Annotated in this window: 13 protein-coding genes; 3 read left to right on the top strand and 10 right to left on the bottom strand. The window is 62.2% G+C overall.

Going from position 1 to position 18,753, the window contains the following annotated elements; translation table 11 throughout:
• Nucleotides 1-218: 218 nt before the first annotated feature.
• Together ACHFB9_RS07780 and ACHFB9_RS07775 are read left to right on the top strand one after the other, a co-directional pair.
• Complete coding sequence (locus ACHFB9_RS07780; RefSeq protein ID WP_417070853.1) at nucleotides 219-2,372, top strand: YgiQ family radical SAM protein; 2,154 nt, start codon at nucleotides 219-221, stop codon at nucleotides 2,370-2,372.
• A 129-nt stretch (nucleotides 2,373-2,501) separates the two neighbouring features.
• Complete coding sequence (locus ACHFB9_RS07775; protein ID WP_417070851.1) at nucleotides 2,502-3,542, top strand: GMP reductase; 1,041 nt, start codon at nucleotides 2,502-2,504, stop codon at nucleotides 3,540-3,542.
• A 66-nt stretch (nucleotides 3,543-3,608) separates the two neighbouring features.
• On the opposite strand, the gene ACHFB9_RS07770 is transcribed toward ACHFB9_RS07775, so the two are convergent.
• Nucleotides 3,609-4,625, bottom strand: coding sequence for a class I SAM-dependent rRNA methyltransferase (locus ACHFB9_RS07770; RefSeq protein ID WP_417070849.1), 1,017 nt, complete (start codon nucleotides 4,623-4,625; stop codon nucleotides 3,609-3,611).
• A gap of 252 nt (nucleotides 4,626-4,877) precedes the next feature.
• Here ACHFB9_RS07770 and ACHFB9_RS07765 point away from each other — a divergent pair, with 252 nt between their 5' ends.
• Entirely contained in the window at nucleotides 4,878-5,681 is an 804-nt protein-coding gene (locus ACHFB9_RS07765) for a class I SAM-dependent methyltransferase (RefSeq protein WP_417070847.1), read from the top strand.
• 359 nt (nucleotides 5,682-6,040) lie between these two features.
• On the opposite strand, the gene ACHFB9_RS07760 is transcribed toward ACHFB9_RS07765, so the two are convergent.
• From ACHFB9_RS07760 to ACHFB9_RS07720, 9 genes are read right to left on the bottom strand one after another with little or no spacing between them, the layout of a single operon-like run.
• Nucleotides 6,041-6,571, bottom strand: a complete 531-nt coding sequence (locus tag ACHFB9_RS07760; protein WP_417070846.1) for a DUF2514 family protein — start codon at nucleotides 6,569-6,571, stop codon at nucleotides 6,041-6,043.
• On the bottom strand, nucleotides 6,568-6,810 hold the full coding sequence (locus ACHFB9_RS07755; RefSeq protein ID WP_417070845.1) for a hypothetical protein: 243 nt from the start codon (nucleotides 6,808-6,810) through the stop codon (nucleotides 6,568-6,570). The genes ACHFB9_RS07760 and ACHFB9_RS07755 overlap by 4 nt, the downstream gene beginning before the upstream one ends.
• A 5-nt stretch (nucleotides 6,811-6,815) precedes the next feature.
• Nucleotides 6,816-7,241 carry a DUF2829 domain-containing protein gene (locus tag ACHFB9_RS07750; protein ID WP_417070843.1) on the bottom strand — a complete coding sequence of 142 codons (426 nt, stop codon included), beginning with the start codon at nucleotides 7,239-7,241 and terminating at the stop codon, nucleotides 6,816-6,818.
• A complete protein-coding gene (locus ACHFB9_RS07745) occupies nucleotides 7,238-7,780 on the bottom strand; it encodes a glycoside hydrolase family 19 protein (protein ID WP_417070841.1) in 543 nt (180 codons plus the stop codon). Before ACHFB9_RS07745 ends, ACHFB9_RS07750 begins: the two co-directional genes overlap by 4 nt.
• Nucleotides 7,777-8,103: a hypothetical protein gene (locus tag ACHFB9_RS07740; RefSeq protein ID WP_417070840.1), complete on the bottom strand. Its 327-nt coding sequence runs from the start codon at nucleotides 8,101-8,103 to the stop codon at nucleotides 7,777-7,779. Before ACHFB9_RS07740 ends, ACHFB9_RS07745 begins: the two co-directional genes overlap by 4 nt.
• Nucleotides 8,103-10,160, bottom strand: a complete 2,058-nt coding sequence (locus ACHFB9_RS07735) for a hypothetical protein (RefSeq protein ID WP_417070838.1) — start codon at nucleotides 10,158-10,160, stop codon at nucleotides 8,103-8,105. The genes ACHFB9_RS07740 and ACHFB9_RS07735 overlap by 1 nt, the downstream gene beginning before the upstream one ends.
• A gap of 60 nt (nucleotides 10,161-10,220) precedes the next feature.
• Complete coding sequence (locus ACHFB9_RS07730; protein WP_417070836.1) at nucleotides 10,221-15,965, bottom strand: hypothetical protein; 5,745 nt, start codon at nucleotides 15,963-15,965, stop codon at nucleotides 10,221-10,223.
• Nucleotides 15,966-18,122 (bottom strand): transglycosylase SLT domain-containing protein, encoded by a 2,157-nt coding sequence (locus tag ACHFB9_RS07725; protein ID WP_417070834.1) that lies wholly within the window; start codon nucleotides 18,120-18,122, stop codon nucleotides 15,966-15,968. It lies immediately after the preceding gene.
• On the bottom strand, nucleotides 18,122-18,610 hold the full coding sequence (locus ACHFB9_RS07720; protein ID WP_417070832.1) for a hypothetical protein: 489 nt from the start codon (nucleotides 18,608-18,610) through the stop codon (nucleotides 18,122-18,124). Before ACHFB9_RS07720 ends, ACHFB9_RS07725 begins: the two co-directional genes overlap by 1 nt.
• Between the last annotated feature and the right edge of the window lie 143 nt (nucleotides 18,611-18,753).

Genomic DNA, 18,753 nt, shown 5'->3' with positions numbered 1-18,753 from the left:
ATGCCGAGCCGCCTCAGGCGGCGCGAAACAGTGTTTCGCGAAACCCCGCCTCCGTTCCACGGCTCGGCTTGCACGCCGAGCCGCCTCAGGCGGCGCGAAAACAATGCTTGGCGAAACCCCGCCTCCGTTCCACGGCTCGGCTTGCACGCCGAGCCGGCTCAGGCGGCGCGAAACAGTGTTTCGCGAAACCCCGCCTTCGCCCATACAATTCGCTTCTTATGCCGAACACCAGCCCCACCCCGATCAATGCCTGGCCACGCCACCGGCCTGAGCTCAAGCCCGCCCCTTTCCTGCCGATGAGCCGCCGGGAGATGGACAAGCTCGGCTGGGATGCCTGCGACATCGTGATCGTATCGGGCGACGCCTACATCGACCACCCGAGCTTCGGCGCCGCGCTGATCGGCCGCGAGCTCGAAGCCCAGGGTTTTCGGGTCGGCATCATCGCGCAGCCCGACTGGCGATCGGCCGATGCCTTCCGGGCGCTGGGCCGTCCGAATCTGTTCTTCGGCATCACGGCCGGCAACATGGATTCGATGATCAACCGCTATACGGCGGACCGCAAACCGCGCTCGGACGACGCGTATACGCCGGATGCCGCAGCCGACAAACGGCCCGACCGGGCACTGACCGTCTATGCCCAGCGCGCCCGCGAAGCCTTCCCCGATGCGAACATCGTGCTCGGCTCGATCGAGGCGAGCCTGAGGCGGATCGCGCAGTACGACTACTGGTCCGAGAAAGTGCGCCGTTCGGTGTTGCCGGACACCAAGGCCGACATCCTGCTTTTCGGCAACGCGGAGCGCGCGATCATTGAACTCGCGCACCGGCTGGCCGCCGGCGAGCCGATCGAGACGATCCGCGACCTGCGCGGCACCGCCTTCATGGCCAAGCGGGGCTGGCTGCCGGGCGAGGACTGGAGCGAGATCGATTCGCTGGATCTGGACAAGCCAGGCCACGTCCCGCCCCATGCCGATCCCTATGCGGATTCCCCTCGCCCGCCTGCGGGAGAGGGGCAAGGGGAGAGGGCCGAGCCCGTACGCATCATTCCGGCCGCCGAGCGCGTCGCGACCCGCCGCGCGCAGCGCGCGAAGACCGTGATCCGCCTGCCCGCCTATGAGTCGGTCAAGGACGATCCGGTGCTCTATGCACACGCCTCGCGCATCTTCCACCTCGAAGCGAATCCCGGCAACGCGCGCGCACTGCGCCAGGCCCACGGCGAGCGCGACGTCTGGCTCAACCCGCCGCCGCTGCCGCTGTCGACCGAGGAAATGGACTGGGTCTATGCACGGCCCTTCGCCCGCGCGCCACATCCCGCCTACGGCAAGGCGCGCATCCCGGCCTGGGAGATGATCCGCTTCTCGGTCAACATCATGCGCGGCTGCTTTGGCGGCTGCACCTTCTGCTCGATCACCGAGCATGAAGGGAGGGTCATCCAGAACCGCTCGGAAGGATCGGTGCTGCGCGAGATCGAGGAGATCCGCGACAAGATCCCCGAATTCCGCGGCCACATCTCGGACCTGGGCGGCCCGACCGCCAACATGTACACGATGGCCTGCAAGGACGAGAAGATCCAGTCCGCGTGCCGCCGTCTGTCCTGCGTGTTCCCGGGCATCTGCGAGAACCTCGTCACCGACCACTCCTCGCTGATCTCGCTGTACCGCAAGGCGCGCGCGATCCCCGGGATCAAGAAGATCACGATCGGCTCGGGCCTGCGCTACGACCTCGCGGTGCGCTCACCCGAGTACATCAAGGAACTGGTGACCCACCACGTCAGCGGCCTGTTGAAGATCGCGCCCGAGCACACCGAGCCGGGCCCGCTCGCGAAGATGATGAAGCCGGGAATCGGCACTTTCGAGCGTTTCAAAAAGCTCTTCGACAAGTACTCGCAGGAAGCGGGCAAGAAGCAGTACCTCGTGCCCTACTTCATCGCCGCCCACCCGGGCACGACCGACGAGGACATGCTCAATCTGGCCCTGTGGCTCAAGGCCAACGGCTTCCGCCCCGATCAGGTCCAGACCTTCACGCCGACCCCGCTGGCGATGGCGACGACGATGTACTACACGCGCCGCAATCCTCTGCACCGGGTGGCGAAGGATTCCGAACTCGTCGAGACCGCCCGTTCAGGCCGCCAGCGCAAGCTGCACAAGGCGCTGCTACGCTACCACGATCCGGCCGGTCACGACCTGATCCGCGAATACCTGCATGCGATCGGCCGCTCTGATCTGATCGGCAATGGTCCCCAGCACCTGGTGCCCCGCGCTGCGCCGGCCCGGCTGCAACAGATGCCGCACGGCAACACCCGCCCCCGCAACGACTACGTCCACGCGATCCGCGCCGGCGGGGCGAAGAAGCCGGCGCCCCCGCGCAAAAAGTAGGCGCAATCGCGCCGGGCGCAACAGAGGCTGAAGCCCCCTTTCCAGACTCGGACGGATACGGCATCATGTTTCGCCAAAGCCGTCCCCACGGCAACGGCGCTCCCCGTGTTTATTGGACAAGAGCCCGACATGCATATCGAACAAGACTTGAAGCTGGATTTCAAGGACGTCCTGATCCGGCCCAAGCGCTCCACGCTGACCTCGCGCTCCGAGGTCGACATCTCCCGCGATTACACCTTCCATCACTCCAAGCGCAGCTATCACGGCATCCCGATCATCGCCGCGAACATGGATGTGACCGGCACCTTCGCGATGGCCGACGCACTCGCGCGCCAGCAGCTCGGCGTCGCGCTGCACAAGCATTACAGTGAGGAAGAGCTGGTCAGCTACTTCAAGGCCCTGCCCGCCGGCCAGACCACCTTCTACTCGATGGGCATCACCCACCGCGACTACGACAAGTTCCGCCGCGTCAAGGAGCGGGTCGGCGAGGCGATCTCGCTGGTCTGCGTCGATGTCGCGAACGGCTACACGAAGGTCTTCGTCGACTTCCTGCACAAGCTGCGCGAAGCCTTCCCTGACGTGACGATCATGGCCGGCAACGTCGTCACCGGCGAGATGACCGAAGAGCTGATCATCGGCGGCGTCGACATCGTCAAGGTCGGCATCGGCCCCGGCTCGGTGTGCACGACGCGCAAGATGACCGGCGTCGGCTACCCTCAGCTCTCGGCTGTCATCGAATGCGCCGACGCGGCGCACGGTCTGGGCGGCCTGATCTGCGCCGACGGCGGCTGCACGACGCCGGGTGACATCGCGAAGGCCTTTGGCGGGGGGGCGGACTTCATCATGCTCGGCGGCATGCTCGCTGGCCACGATGAGTGCAACGGCGAAGTCGTCGAGATCGACGGCGCGAAGAAGATGCGCTTCTACGGCATGAGCTCGCGCACCGCGATGGAGAAATACGCCGGCGGCGTCGCCGAGTACCGCGCCTCCGAAGGCAAGGAAGTGCTGCTCGACTACCGCGGCCCGGTCGAAGCGACGTTGCAGGATCTGCTGGGCGGCGTGCGCTCGGCCTGCACCTACGTCGGTGCCCGCAAGCTCAAGGAACTCTCGAAGCGCACGACCTTCATCCGCGTCAGCCAGCAGCTCAACGAGATCTTCGGCAAGTCCTGATCCTCGCGCTCCGGCGGATCAAAAAGGCAGCCAGTGGCTGCCTTTTTCATACCGACGCCGCGCAGTTCAAACGCGCAGCAGCACGGTCTTGAGCGGCGGATTGCCGTCCAGGCTGGGGAAGTCCTCGTCGGGAGCGATCCACTCGGCGGACTGGACGGGGCGCCCCGCCTTGCGCGCACTGCGTTCGAGCTGGTCCAGCCAGGCTTCGCGCCCGACCTGGGCCACGTTGTTACAGCAGACGATAGAGCCCCCCTCAGCGACGCAGAGCAGCGCCGGCTTGAACAGCGCCGGGTAGTCATTGACCAGGTCGACGACGCCGAACAGGCTCTTCGCATAGCGCGGCGGGTCGAGGAAGACCAGATCGAAGCGGTGCGCGTCGAGCTTGGGAAAGGCCGGCATCCTCTTGCCGCGCACGACCTGGGCTTGCCCGATTCCGGCGAGCTGACGCACAGCCGGGAACACATCGCTTTTGACGAAGCGCGGGCGGGTCGCGAGCTCGTTGCGCCGCGCATTGTCCTTGCCGACCGACAGGCTCGATTCGGCGAAGTCGACATTGACGACGTGGTTCGCGCCGGCCTTCGCCGCCGCGATGCCCACTCCGCACGTGTAGGCGAACAGATTCAGCAGCGATTTGCCCGCCGCTTCCCGCATCACGCGCCGCCGCGCCGCCCGCAGATCGAGGAAGAGCCAGGGGTCCTGCCCTGAATGACGGGCCTGGAACGCATAACGGACTCCGCCCTCGGAGATCTCGCGTGGGGCCTCCGCGATCGCCATCCGCTCCGGGCTCAGCTCATTCGCGATCCGCGAATTCGCGCCGCTGCGATCGTTGTAGATCACCGGCAGGTCGGGGTGAGAGGCCGCATAGAAGGCCTCCAACTCGGCGAGTTCGGCCTCCGTGAGCGCCTGATGGAAGCTCTGCGCCAGGATCAGGCTGCCGTAGCGATCGACGGTCAGCCCCGACAGCCCCTCCACCGTGCCATGAAAGAGCCGGTAACAGTCGGTCTGCTCGGCATGCAGACGCGCGATCAGCTCCGCGCGTGCAGCGAGCGCCGGGGCGAGAAGCGAGGAGAGGGAAACCGTCATGGAAACTCCAGCAAAAGTGTGAGCGGGAGGAGCACCTCCCGCCCGGCAGACAAAATTCATCCGTGGGGGCGAAAGGCTAACACTTTATCCAGCAAGGGCCATGTCTATCGTAAGTCCCTGGGAAGCTTCTCCCACACCCCGGGCAAAACGGCTTGCATTCCATCGCGCTGAAGCCAGACTGGGAAATTTGCGAAACCGGGCCCAGCCCGTAATGGCTGAGCGCAGAGACAGCTCTTTGACTGGAGAATGCTCATGAGCGCCCCCCATTCAGGCACAGGTCTTGAGTCGCCCCCCGACCCCTTCGTCGCCTATTACGAAAAGCAGAGTACGAGTCCGGCAACGATCGCACACTTCAAGCGATTGAGGGACATGCTGCTCTGCGTGTTGCCCTCGAAACAAGGACAAGTCCGAGTACTGGACATAGGATGTGGCGCGGGGAGTTTCTGCCGGATCTGGGCCGAATCAGGCTTTGCGGTCGCCGGTGTCGACATCAATCCGGAACTGGTCACCCTCGCGCGGAACAGGATGAAGGCCGCAGGCTTCGCCGCCGAATTCCGCTCAGGCTCGGCGACTGCCCTGCCCTGGCCCAACGCGAGCTTCGCTATCGTCACGATGCCCGAACTGCTCGAACACGTCGAAGACTGGCAATCCTGCCTCACAGAAGCGATACGGGTACTGGCGCCTGGCGGCGTTCTCTACCTGTCGACGACCAATGTACTGTGCCCGGTGCAAAACGAGTTCGATCTCGCTCTCTACAGTTGGTATCCCAAAAGCCTTAAGCGCCACTGCGTCAGGCTCGCCACCTCGACCCACCCCCAGTGGGTGCAGCACGCCAGCTTCCCTGCAGTGAATTGGTTCTCGCCTAGAAAGCTCACCGCCCTGCTGAGCCAGCAGAATATGCGGGTCTTCAACCGCTTCGAGATCTGGGCCAGGTATTCACATAATCGACGCAAGCGTATGGTCGGCCGCATCATCGGCGCCATCCCGGCCCTTGATCTGTTGGGCCAGATGGCAACCCCATCAACCATTCTCGTTGCGCGCAAAAATCCCGGCTGAAAGCGGAGACTTCCGCAAAGCGGAGGTCTCGCCCTGCGCACACGCCATCGTCGGGACGACAGTGCCTGCCTCCCACGAGGATGGGCAGACGTCACCGATGAAATGAGATTTTGATAACCAAGCCCCGCTTTGATAAGCAAACGCGAGGTTGATTGCGCGGCAGATGGCCGCTTGGCTGCTGGTGCCGGCACCAGGAATCGAACCCGGGACCTTCTGATTACAAATCAGAATGTTTTTCTTTGAAAAACAACAGAATAACTAATTTTTTATCCCTCAAACAAAGCATCTATAGCGCCACAAAACACGTATCACACAATGGCGCAACATTGTTTTGAGGGACAGTCCAAGCCAAGAATCGCTCAGTGTTTTTGAGTCAGCGCGTCGTAGGAGCGCTCGCAGGTGATGCCGGCGTTTCCACGTTGGTCAGAGAGTCTCGCCAGATCTTCCGCTCTCGCGTCAGCGCGCTCGAGCAATCGGGCAAGCACCAGGGCGGCGTCGCTGGCTGGCGCGCTTCCTGCGGCAAAGGCGGGATTGCCGGGCACGGCGCGGCCACGAACGTAGGCGTCGAGCTGCACGCCGAAAGCACGACGATCAGCGTGATCAGCAGCAGCGCTATCAGCTGCTCGCTGAGCAGATTCTTGGGCGGCATGGGCTATCTCCAGAAGGTCACCGGTTCGGCGCTTCGTCTCGTTGAGTGAATCGATTGCTTGCTTTGCCCCGGCCTGTGCCACAGCGGCCCGTTCGTGCTGCAGCTGAGCCTCTGCGCGGGCGGCGCCGAGCTCCCGCTCGTGATGCACGATCAGTGCGCCGGCGACGGCGATCAGAACCGCAAGGCCGATGTAGAGCCAGTCTTTGAGCGGGACCAGTTTGAGAAATGGGATCGGGTTCATTTTTCGTGCAGGCCCTTGCTGGTCTTGAAGCGCAGCACGATGTTGATCCCAACGATGACCCAGGCAGCGCGCCGGTAGTCCTCGGGCGAGAGCAGGGCTTGCGAGCTGGTAAGAACGTCGGCGACGGCTTGCAGGTTGTAGAGCACGAGTCCCGCGACGGCGTTGAAAGCGATCGTCAGCGACCTCCTGGCCCCCTTGAGCTTCGCGACGAAGCTCGCCCAGCGTTCCTTGATGGTCATGTTGGTCACTCCACGATCAGCCAGTCTTCGGCCAGCACGTCATTGCAGGTCGGATTCCAGGTACTGATTGAGCCGTCGATACCTTTCAGGTCGATGTGCGGGCGGTAGTTGATGTCCGTGCCTTCGGGGTAGATGCCGAGCAGCGGCGGACGGTTGACCTTGAACGTCGATCCGGGCACCAGGAACAGGAACATGCCTTTTCCGTCCCAGCCGGCGCGGGCGACCTTCTTGCCCTGCCCCAGGAAGTGGATCGCATCGCCGAAGGTAAGGTGTTGACCAGTCCCTTCACATTTACGGTAGGCCGCCTCGAAAACGTCCTTGGGCGACCAGCTGATATAACCGTCCGGGTACTTCACCGCGTAGCCGGGCTTGCCGTCCTTCTCCTGCCCCCAGGCCAGGATCTCTTTCGTTCCGATGTATTTCTTGGTCATCCTTCAACCCCCAGCGCCTTCAAGGCGCGATCGTATAGGGCGAGGCGGTCGCCCAAGCCGTTGAGACCTCCGTTGATTCGGCGCGTGATATCGGTCATGAGCCGCTTGTCGGCGAGCTCGTTGAGGCTGTGCGTGGCCCAGAACCAGCCGGCCGAGTCGGCGGCGTGCCGAGGCTCTTCGAGCAGCTCCGGGTGATTGATGAGGTCGAGGCCGAGCGCCTTACCGCATGCCGCGTAGTTCGCGCGTCCGGTGATCTGGATGAGGCCACGACCGCGAAAGGTCGGGCCGTCGCCGGGGTGCGTGTTACCCAGATCAGCGCGCCCCTCGTAGCGGGCCTGCCACGGGCATTGTTTCGGGTTCCAGATCTCCCGAAGGAACTGGAAGCGGCCGGACTCGTGCGCGACCTGGGCCACGAACGCGGCCTCGCGCAGCGGCGTGTTGATTCCGTAGGCGGCCATCGCCTCGGTGAGGATGGGCGCCCACTTCTCGGCCACTGCAGACGAGCCGACAACGGAAGACATCAGCTGATCACGATTCATCGCCCAAACCCTTTCATCGCTTCGTGGTAGGCCGCGACCGCGAGCCAGCCCAGGAATCCGATCAGGCCCCATTTCGCAAGCTCGACGGAGAGCTTTTGCCAGAACTCGGCGCGCTGCTCGGCCCTGCGGATGATTGCCTCGTGATATGCGCGGTGCCCGCTCGGGTCGTCGTCGGGAAAGCCCTGCTCGATCGCGAGCATTCGTTGCGCCTCGGACTGCGTGTGCGCGCGCAACTCATCGGCGATCCGGTCGAGCTTTGCGCCCTGCTCTTTGAGCAGCTCAAGGAAGATGTGATCGGAGTCGCGGCGTTCAGGCTGAACCATCACAGATTCCCCGTGCTGACCCAAGCCCCTGAGGTCGAATAGCTCCATCCTTTCGGAGATCCAACCGCCGGAGCAAGGTTCTTCGTATACATCCCGGAATAAGGCGACCCTCCAGTCGGAATCCCAAATCCGCTAACTGTTCCGGTGCAGTAAGTGCCATCGTCAAAGAAACCAGCGACCGGACCAGAGGTATGCCCGAATGACCCCTTTATCGCGCATCCACAAAAATAGAACTGCCCGTTGTCGGAGGTGATGTTCACGTTAAACGTGGTGCCGCGGGCAGTGACGGTTCGATAACTAACTTCGAGAGTAGCGTTTGACGCAGAGTTGACTGATCCACCGATAAGCAGCGCCCCACCAGGTAGAAGATTTCCGTGTTCTATGATGTTGCAGTCTCGGAGCGTGGCCGCTGCGCGCGTGCTCGTGTTAGAGATCGCCCCAATGACGCAGTTATCAAGAAGCGCATAGGTAGGAACACGAACGGCGTCACCGACAACTAGAGAAGCTATCTTAGTGTCATGAACCTGAAACCCTTGAGCAGAGCAATTCAGGGTATTGATCGACCCGCCAAATACAGATATGCGGCCGGTTTGATTGGTAACCGTTTTAATTTCGCCCTGAATTTCAGGGGTAATAATTGTAAGAGGATTACCGTTCCCCCCTTCAACCTGCACAGACACTGCGTTTTCTGCAAGCAGGCCTGTATATGTCGTATTGTTTCCAGAAAGTTTTGCCGTAGCGTTTGCAGAGACAAGCGCGTCAAGCCTTGCGCAGTTGTATTGACAGCGATTTCCGCCAAGAACCCACGTCATAAAAGCTGGGTCAGCGGTCTGGCGCTCAGAGTGGATGTTGTCGATGACGCACGATAGCGTGTTGGGACTGATGTAAATAGCCTGCTTGTTCGACTGTTCAACCTGAAGCGAGCTGATGTGCGTCATGTTGCAGGTGTCGCCATCGTCGTTCATGCTAAAGGCGTACTCGGTGGAATTTCCGCACAGCTCGACCATTGCATGTTCGATTGTGCTGTCCCATATCTTGTTGAACTTTATTCCAAAGCCATCAAGCTGCATGGCCCTAATTTTTCCGACGCGAGCTGCGGCGGGGTTTTGAAATAGAATCCCGTTTGCGGCGTTTCCAGTACCCACTACGGCCAAGTTGCAACGCGCTGGATTGCCTGAGATAGTGACGGCAGTGAATCCGGACCCGACGACCTCGATCACGCCTTTGCTGGTGTGGTCATAGCCGACGGCCTCCATTTCGATTCCGCCCGCAGAGAGCAGCGTAGGTAGCGCAGCCGAGATCTTGTAGTTGCCCGAAACATCTGCATCGACCCAGAGCGTCTTGTTCGTCGAATTAACGTAATTGATGGCCCGAGTGAATGCGGAAGTGTCATCGCTGCCTTTCGTTCCATTCCAGTTTCCGACGGCTCCAAAGTCCTTGACGCTGACACGATCTCTGATCTTGTCGAGAATCGTGCGCTTCACCGCTCCGACCCCGGACTGCAGGAAGCCGATCAGCGCCGCGCCGGTCGATGCGGCCATATCCGCGAGTGCTGTACCGGTCTGCAGTCCGATCAGCGCGAGCTTGCCCGATGCGTCGAACCCGACCGCGGTGCTCGATCGGTCACCGGCCGGCAGCGTGCCGTCTTCGCCGTTCGAAATCGGAAGCTTGATCGACCTGCTCAGCCCGTTGAAGAGTTGCTGAACGAGGATCGTCAGCTTGTCCAGGGCGTTGGTGATGACCTTCGGATAGAAGCCGCCCTGGTTCGTGAGGTCGGTCGCCTGCAGCGGCGCGATGCTGCTGGTGATGGTCAGCTTGGTTCCGCTCGCGAGCGCGGCGGGGAGCGCTACGGTTCCGCCCGGGTTGCTATCCTGGTTGCTGTTGAGCGCGACCGAGTAGTCAGCTGAGAGCGTCAGTTCGTTCTCGGCGCCGGATGCATCGGTGAGGATCACCAGCAGATCGGTGGCCGCGAAGACCTTGAAGGAGAACGCGAAGGCGGTGGCCACGTCGTTGCCGACGTATGGGCCGGCCTGGCGGTTGTCGGATGAGATGGGCATGCGCAGCGCTCCTTGGAACGCTGCTCAGGCTATCCGCCATGGGGCGGGCCACGCGTACCCTCAGCGATGCTTTGCTTTCCCTGACATAACCCCCCTCGCCCACTCCCCGACCGTCTCGGCCTGTTGCGCGCCGGTTGCTTCGTCGTAGAGGAACTGAGATGTCGATCCGACCTGCCCAAGGCCTGGCAGCACCAAGCCAGCGACGTTCCCAAAGTTCTTGATCGGCTGCTTTGCTTCGCTTGGGTGCGATGCGTCCTTCGCCACCTTGTAGCTGTCCGAGATCGCGCGGAATAGCGGTACTTGCCCGGCGTCGCGGCGACCTTCTGCCGCGGAAAACGCGTCCCGGACGAGCGGGATCATCCCGGCAAACTCACCGGCGATGTGGTGGAATGCCCACATCAGGTAGGACTCATCCTCATTCGGGCCGCCAAACGAAACCCAGCCCGCCGCAATCCCAGGGACTATCTGAGCGGCGAAAGCCCGGGCGAACAGCTCAGGTGTACCGTATCCGTTCGCGTGCAGGAGTTTGTCGAAAGTGTCGGCGTTTTGCCCGAAGGCGTTGTTCATGAACCCGTGCAGCGTCGTGAGCGTTTTGACGATCTCGCTTTTATTTGTCACCAGCATCGATTGGCTGGCTTCTGCTGTGCTGCTGTGCGCCTCGCGAACGATCTTGCTGGCGAACTTCACTGCGTCCGCGTGGCTCATCGGCTTTCCGTCTCCACCCAGGCGTTTCGGTATGCCCTTCGTGGTCGCCCAGTCATAGGCAGCATTCGCAGTCGGTACGGCGGTCAGAAAGTCCAGCCATGCAACGCCAGCGTGACCAAAGCGCTCAGCCTTTCCGTGGATGCTTTCCGGCTCCATGATGTTTGTTTGCGCGCGACCAAGGTCACGGTCTTGTTGCCGATAGCGCTGGCGGATCTCGGGGAACTTCGCAAGCGCCTCCTCGACATCGGCGCTATAGTTCGTTGCCATCTTGGCCACACGCGCGGCGAAGAAACTACCACCTCCGCCCGCAAAATATCCTGACGATTTTGCCCCGGCGCTCCCGCCGTGTTTGAGCATGGTCGAAATGCGCAAGGCCACCCCATTGGCGACCATTGCTCGGCGCGTTGTCGCCAGGATCGCAGTGAGCTTGCTCTGCCGCTCATCTCCGACTTCTGCATTGACGAGTCGTCCCAGCCAGTTGATTAGGCTCTTGTGCTCCTCCGGACCATAGGTGCGCTTGAACTGCTGTGCAAATTCAGGGTTCGTGATGATCTTGTGCGCGTCGATGAGCCTTTCCCGATACGCCAGGTCGCGCTGCGTGTCGGCAATTCGCTTCTCGATGTGCGAAAAATCCAGATCGATGAAGTCCTTGTAGCCAGTTCGCTCATTCAGGGATCCGTTCGTCGTCGTGTCGCTTCGGTAGTAGCTTCGACCGAACAGGCCGTCGGCCGGGTTCATCGCCAGCTCTTCGGCTTGGCGCGTTCCAAGCTTCGAACGGATCGGGTCGTAGCCGATCGGCGCGTACCAACCGGGCATTTCTCCGAACTTTGTCATGAACGGCCGCGGCTCGACCTTCTCGGGCTGGTCATTCCCGAGCCGCCGGTTCATCGCGACCGAGTCTTCCCAGCCCTGCCCGGACAGCTCGCCCATCGTGCGAACGGCGTTCCAGTCCTTCTCCGTCATGTTGTCGTGCAGCGCGCGCCAGATCTCAGACGGCTCCCACTGCATGCCTTCGGCGAGCTTCGCGAAATTGGATTCGTTTCCGACGTGCATCGCGATCCCGAGCAGATCCATGCGCGTGAGCCGGCGCTTCGTGTGGCCGGGGATTGAGTTGTCGGCAAGATTGTGGCCCTCGACGACAGTGCGTAGCGTGTCCTGCCATTCGCGATCAAGCCCATATTCTTCGACGCGCTGTTTCTTGAGCCTGGCAATGGCGTCCATCCTGTCGCCGTACTCGTAAGATGCGCCGATCAAAGGCTCGGAGATCGCGCGTTGGAAAGGCCCGAGCAGCTCGTGCAGGTCGTAGCGGTTGGCCTTGTAGTCGGTGCGCAGGAACTCCGCAAACCCGGCGCGAAGGAAGGATTGCAGTCGGTCAAGCGTCACCGTCCAGAGCGGGTCGACGCCGTAGCGCGGACGCTCGGCAAGCTGAGCGTCGGTAAATTTTTCGCCCCGCGCTTTCATCTTCTCGAGCATCGGGGCGATTGCGTCGCGAAGCTCTATTCTTTGACCATCAATGCTGACCGTTTTGCGCTCGCGCGCCAGCTGTTCGACGGCCTTCACGGTGGCGGTGAGCCCGCGCATCTGCTCGACAGTCATCTCCGTGTAGTGCGCGCGCACGGACGGATCGGCGATGGACGGATCGACAACGGGCGAATACCCGAGCGCACGCTGCGACTCGATCCACTCCGACAACTGGACCTGCTTGCGCGTCGGGCCGTCAGGTGGGTTCTTTCGAAAGTCGAATCGCTCGAGCAAACCGTCGATCACATCTCGGTCAGCCGGCTCCATCTTGCTGCGAATGCTGTCTTTGTCGAAGCGCTTGAAGTAGGCCAAGCTCTTCGCGATGTCTTCTTGGGCCTTGAGCGCCGATCGGGCGAGCTGGTTATTCAGAAGCTGGGCGCGCTTGAGCCGCGCCGCCTCGGCGATGTCGCCTTTCTTGAATGCAGAATCCGCTGCGCGCGACGACCGCGCTTCAGCCACGGTGTACTGCCCCGGCGTCACATCTTTGACGCGCTTTGCAGAGATTGCCGCATCCGCCGCTTCCTTGGCGGCCAGAGCAAGCGCGCGGGCTGATCCGGTAGCCTTCGACAGCGCCGCCATCTCCGCGGCGATGAACTTCGCTCGAGCGGTGTTGTGGATGGCGGCCTCGGCCATGCGCTCCAGCGCATCAGGAGAGGTCAAGTTTCCGTGGCGCTCGAGCATGCGCGCATCGGTTATCGCCTCGATCTTCTGCTCTGCTGTTTCCTTGTGCAGTAGGTCGCGCACCATCGCGTCGCCCGATCCGTACCCAAACAGCTCGGCAACCAAATCCGGGTGAAGGCCGCCCTTGGCGGTCACCTCGGCATACTTCCCGGCGCTTTTCAAGTAACGCCAGGGCGCGGCCGGGCCTTCCCCGTACATCAGCTTCAGATCGTCGAGAGAAAGCTTCGTCGAGCCCATGCTCGCATCTTCGATGATCCGGCGCTGAGCATTGGTCCGATCGCCAGAGTCGAGTTCCCCGCGCTGGATGAATCGGCGAGCCTGCTCGACAGGCTCGGACATCACCTCTTCGGTGACTTCTTTCTTGACCTCCTCGCGCTTTCCTTCTGCCTCTTTCTGAAGCCTCTTTAGCTCGCGACCCTTGGCATTCGTCAGCCACTGCATGTCGCGCAGGCTGCGCGACTCCAGGCTGTCGAGCGCATCGGCGCTGGCATTGTTCCCGAGGCGCTGATAGTTCGCGAACTCCTCGTCGCTCATGCCCTCAGGCTTCACGTCGAACAGCGGCTTCATGCCGCGCACGCTCTCAGCGTCGCGGATGTCGCTCTCGCTCGCCAGCATGCGATCCATCACGCCGCGGATGTCGGGCGAGACTTCAACGTTCAGCCCGGCCGCCGATCGATAAAGGTGAAGCAGCCACGCCCTGAAGTCCTGGAATATGCGTTGAAGCCGAACGCCCGGCGCCTTGCCGTCAAGCAGGTACTGCTCGAACCCGCGCGCAAACTTTTCGTGAGAGTCGCGCTGCTCGTCGAGTGTCATGGCCTTCCACGCATCGAGATCCTTGACGCCGAACCAGTCCATTAGGCGCTGCGCGTCATGGGTCATCCTGGATTGACCCTCGGTCTTATCGGCTAACTTCCCAATCTGGTCGGCCATGTCCAGATGCATGGTCATGAAGGCGTGGCCGGCCTCGTGCAGGAAGGTTGAGAGGTCGGCGTCTTTGCCCAACGTGATCGTGTTGGAGGTGGGGTCGTAGGCGCCGCGGGCATCCTGGCTAAGCTGATCGCCGGATAGGTTCTCCGCCTGCACCTTGAGCGGATGCTGCGCGAGAAGCTCTTCCGGAGAGATCCCCATTCGCTCAGCCTGGGTAACGTAGTAGGCCGAAGTCAGGTCCGCATAGCGCGAGGTGACATCCGGCCTGAGCCGCTTTGTCGCGTCGAGCTGCGCCTTTACTGAATCGCGAATGGCGTTCTTAGATTCGATCTTCTGCGCTCTGGCCTCGGCTTCAGCGGAAACCGATTTCGCTTCAGCTGGCATCGCCTCGGATTGCTTGGCCTGAAAATCCTTTGCTTCAGCGAAGGTCATCCCGTCAGGGGTTGAACGCAGGCTTTGCAGCAGCGCACCATCGAGCGGGCTTCCGGCGATATGGGTCGCATAGTCCTCGACGGGGATGCGCACCAAGCCATCGGTATGCAAAGACTCGTTGATCTGTGACGCAACGTCTGGGAGCTGCTCGCGCAGCTGATCAATGCTCAAGCCTGATTGCTGCAGCCCCTCGACAAGCGTCTTTCCATCGACCCAGACGTTTTGAAGCTCTCCCTCTCCGGCGACATTCTTGACGAAGGCCTTGAAGTCGTCCGGAGCGCGTTCGCGCAGCTTGGCGTTTGTCGCGGCCTCGCTCAAATCCTGCATCGCCTGGCCAGTCTTCATGGCTTCCTCGGCGCGCGCCGCGTCGGTATAGGTTCGGCGCACGGCGTCGAAAACTCCGTCGGGTACTGCGCGCGGGCCGGCGATGCTGAGGACCGATCCGGCGACCCCCGACAGGAATGTGTTCTCCCAGTCGAAGCCCGATTGCATTTCGGGAGGCAGGGCCAGGTTCATCCCTTGGCGCGAAACCTCGCCCATCGCCGCGCCGGAGACAAAGCCGGAACCGACCCGGGCAGCAAGCTTCCCTGGCGCAGAAAGAGGGATAACGCCCGCTGCTGTGGTGGACATGTACTGAGCCGTGGCTGCGCGCGCCGCCGCGGCGCCGTCTCCGGTCGCCTGGAATACTTCTCGCCCGACGTTGATCGAATCGGACAGCGCGGGCAAGAGCATCGACTTTGCGCTATGCTCAACGGCAGCGCCGACCGTCTCGCCGATGCCAGCGGCCGGAGCCAGTGCGGCCGGCGTCCCACCCGTGCCGCCAAGCGTGATCTGTGAGAGCATCCCGAGCAGAGATCCCGCGGTGTGTGTGGCTTTCGATCCCAAGCCCGCGCCCGGAGCAAGCTCAAAGGCCTGCTGCCGGTTGAGCATCGGATCGACCATGTTCCGAAACCACCAGTCTTGAGCGCGCGTGTCTCCGGTCGCGCTTCCATAGAGTGACGGCGCCGCGCCAAGCACCATGTTCAGCGCCGCGGCGCCTTTGTTCCAGGCCCCACCCAGGCCTTGCACCGCGGCGGTGATGGGTGATGTCCAGTCTCCAGAGGGTGATGGAGCGGGCGCTTGCGGATGGGTCGGCTGAGCCTGGCCACCCGGCATCAACATATCGATCGCCGACTTGGTGGCGACGGGTGCGCGGGCGACGGAACGAACCGCAGACTCGACAGCGGCCGTCGCCGGAATGTCGTCGTGGATCAGCCGAACGTTGTCGAGCCCGGTCATGAAGCGGCCGAGCTCGGGATGGTGCGCCGCAACGCCCAATGCATCAAAGCTTTGCTGGGCGGCCAGCTGCTTGACCGCGTCGGGCTGCGCGCGAACCGATTCGATCGGTGTGTTTGTTGCGACTGACAGACGGCGCGCTTCTGCCTCGCGGTCAGGACTGGCATCGAGCGCGAAGTTCAGGTTGTTGCGGATCTGCTCGGCTGTCGAGATCAGCTGATCACTGCCCGTTTCGTCCAGTGGCTGTTGATTGATGTCGGACATTTAGAGCTTCTCTCCCATGCTGCGCTTGAGCCAGTAAAGGCGCATGAGCTGATCATTCGTGGGGTTTGTGATTCCCTTCTTTTGCGCCCATTCCGCCTTGAGCGCATCGACGGTGCTGCCGGGCAGATCCCCCGCCTGGAGCGAGAGCATTGGCGTTTGCGTTGGAGACCCAACCGGCGCGCCAAGGAAGGTGGATCGGAAGGTGACGTTCTTCGCGAACATCCCGTCGATCTGCTGAGTGACCTGCTCGGGCGTGAGTTTCTGGCCGGTCTGCGCCTGCACCGTGTAGAGCTGGTCGCGCACGAACTTCTGGATCGTCGCGACTCGTTCCGCGTCTTTCAGGCTCTTACCCGGCGAAGGGCTCGGGTTGATGCCAATGCTGAGCAGTCGATTGTTCAGAGCCGTATTCACGGCATTCGTGTCGAGCGATGCGAAGCTCTTGTTTGGCGTCGGGTTAAGCTGCTGGGCGCGCTCGTTGGCGAAGTGCTTGAAGTCTGCATCGGAGAGCTTCGTGCGCAGCTGCATGAACTGCGCATCAGTGAGCTTCGCCAGGGACTGCGGGTTGTTCGACAGCGAAAGGTAGGTCGGCCAGTCCGTTTCGACCTTGTCGGGATTGCTGATCGAACCCGCGAAGCTCTTGGCCTGGGTGTAGCCGGCCGGGTTGTAGCGCGCGAGGTCGGCTTTGAGCTGGGGATCCAGCGCGTTGAAGTCTCCTCCGTTGGCAACAAGACCCTGCTGCACCAATCGCAGCGCGTTGTCGCCCTGCTCGTTTCGGCTCTTGAGCAGCAGCTCATATTGGCGCTGAGCCTGAGTCTGCGTAAGCGTGAGCTGCTCAGGCGTCGGGTTGCTTCCCAAAGCCGCTGTCGCGCGCTGAACAAATTCAGATTCAGTCGGAAACTGGATGTTTCCGCCAGACGAGAGCTTCGCGACGCCGTTCTTGACGTAGGCCTTGGTCTCATCAGGGAGGTTGTCGAGCCATGCGGTCGGGTTTCCGCCCTTCTTCGCCGCAGCAATCGCCTGATCAACCGCGCCCGTCCCAGCGTTGTATGCCGCCATCACCTGGGCGGAGTTGAAGCTGTACTTCTTAACCAGGGCGGCCAGGAGCTGCGTTCCGACTCGGTTGTACTCGGCCGGCGTGTCGTTCTGCGCCGGCTGGATACCGAAGCCCGGATTCTTGGCTGTAGCCGGCATCACCTGCATCGCGTACTTGGCGCCCTTCGGCGACGTGACCGGCGTACCGTCTGCGTTCGCGTCCCCGCGGCCACCGCTTTCGATCCCTTTCACCACAGACACAAGCAGATCAAAATCTGTCGGCTGAGTCTGGCCCTGGAAATACTGGCTTGCTGACGTAGTAGCAAGCTGAGCCATCTGGCTGTTTCTGGCGGTTGTCACCATTCCCAAAAGCTGCAATCCTGCCTCAGGAGTAAGTTCGTCCTTATTCGCATCGAGATAGGCGTTCGCGTAGGAGAGCTGGCCGCTCTTGAGTGCGGACTGAACCACGACCTCGTGAATTCGGCTCGCCGTCTGCTCCTGCTCGAGTTGAATCTGCGCGGCTGACTTCCCGTCTAGCTGCCCTTGGGAAAACACCGCGGCGCGCGCCTGGGCGACCCCTTGGCGAATCCTGTCCGGATTTGACCAATTCTTCTCCGCGTCGTCCGCCGCAAGGCCAACCGTCCCGGCGTTCGTCGATGCGGCGAAATTTCGGTACTCGCCGAGCATGTGCCGCTGAACATCGCCTACGAACTGCGTGCGCACCTGAGCCGCCTGCTGCATGAAAAGCTTGCGCTGGTAGTCGTCGCCCAGGCCCTGCGAGATCTGCTGAACCTGATCATCGAGCTTCGATCCGTACTCCTGCGGCAAAGGCTGGCCGTCCGGTCGGCTCAGCGCGGCGTCGCCCTTGAGATTCAGATAGCCCTGATTCGGGTCGTAGGCGAGCGTTTGTGCTGATTGGCGAACCTGGTTGAGCGCGGCATTGACGCGCACCTGAGCGGCCTGCTGAGCGATGTCGTACATCGCAGCGCTTGCCTGATTGCTCGCCTGCGCGATCTGGCCGATCTGCTGGCCGGCCACATCTGGCACCTGCGGCGCATCCATGTGCGGCTGTGGGAGCGTACCGGGCGTCGTCTGGAAGTTGTCATAGCGCGGAACGGTGGGCATCAGAAACTCCCCCCGTTATAGCGATACCAGTTCGACGCGACCGATGACGCGCTACCGAGCAGTGACGTTGTGGCTGCCAGCCCCGGGCTGATCGAGCTCGCTGTCGCCCGGTTCGCCGCGGCGCCACTCATGTAGTTCAGGCCCTGTGTTCGGTATCCCCAGGCCGACTGGAGCGCGTTGGCGTGGATCGTATTGACGTCGATCTTGCCCATCACGTCGGTCGAGGTGAGCACGTTGAGCGGCGTCCCGCTGCCGAGATCCAGCCCATTGGCTGCCATCGATGCGCGCTGAGTGCTCTTGAGCTGAGCAGTGCGCAGCATGCTGGCCTGCTCCTGGCGCTGGCCGGAGAGTAAAGCCGACTGGGCGCCAAGCTCGGAGATGTGCGCATTGATCGCCGCGATCTGCGACTGCGTCTCGAGCGCGCTCTTCGCGAGGCTCGCGGATGACCAAGCTCCGATCACGGAACTGAGCGCGCTACCGATACCCATTGCCGTTCCGCCGGAACTGAAGCTGAAACTCGACGGCGCGGACGCTGAAGCGCTGACAGCGGAGCCATCATTGACCAATCCGGTCGGCATCGCACTGTAGGAATCGGCCGGGAGCTTGAGCCCACTCCCGCTACTGCTAAACC

The sequence above is a fragment of the Niveibacterium terrae genome, assembly GCF_048213115.1.
Taxonomy (GTDB): Bacteria; Pseudomonadota; Gammaproteobacteria; order Burkholderiales; family Rhodocyclaceae; genus Niveibacterium; species Niveibacterium terrae.
The sequence above is the reverse complement of the archived record's forward strand: the minus strand, read 5'-3'. Positions and strand labels throughout refer to the sequence as shown.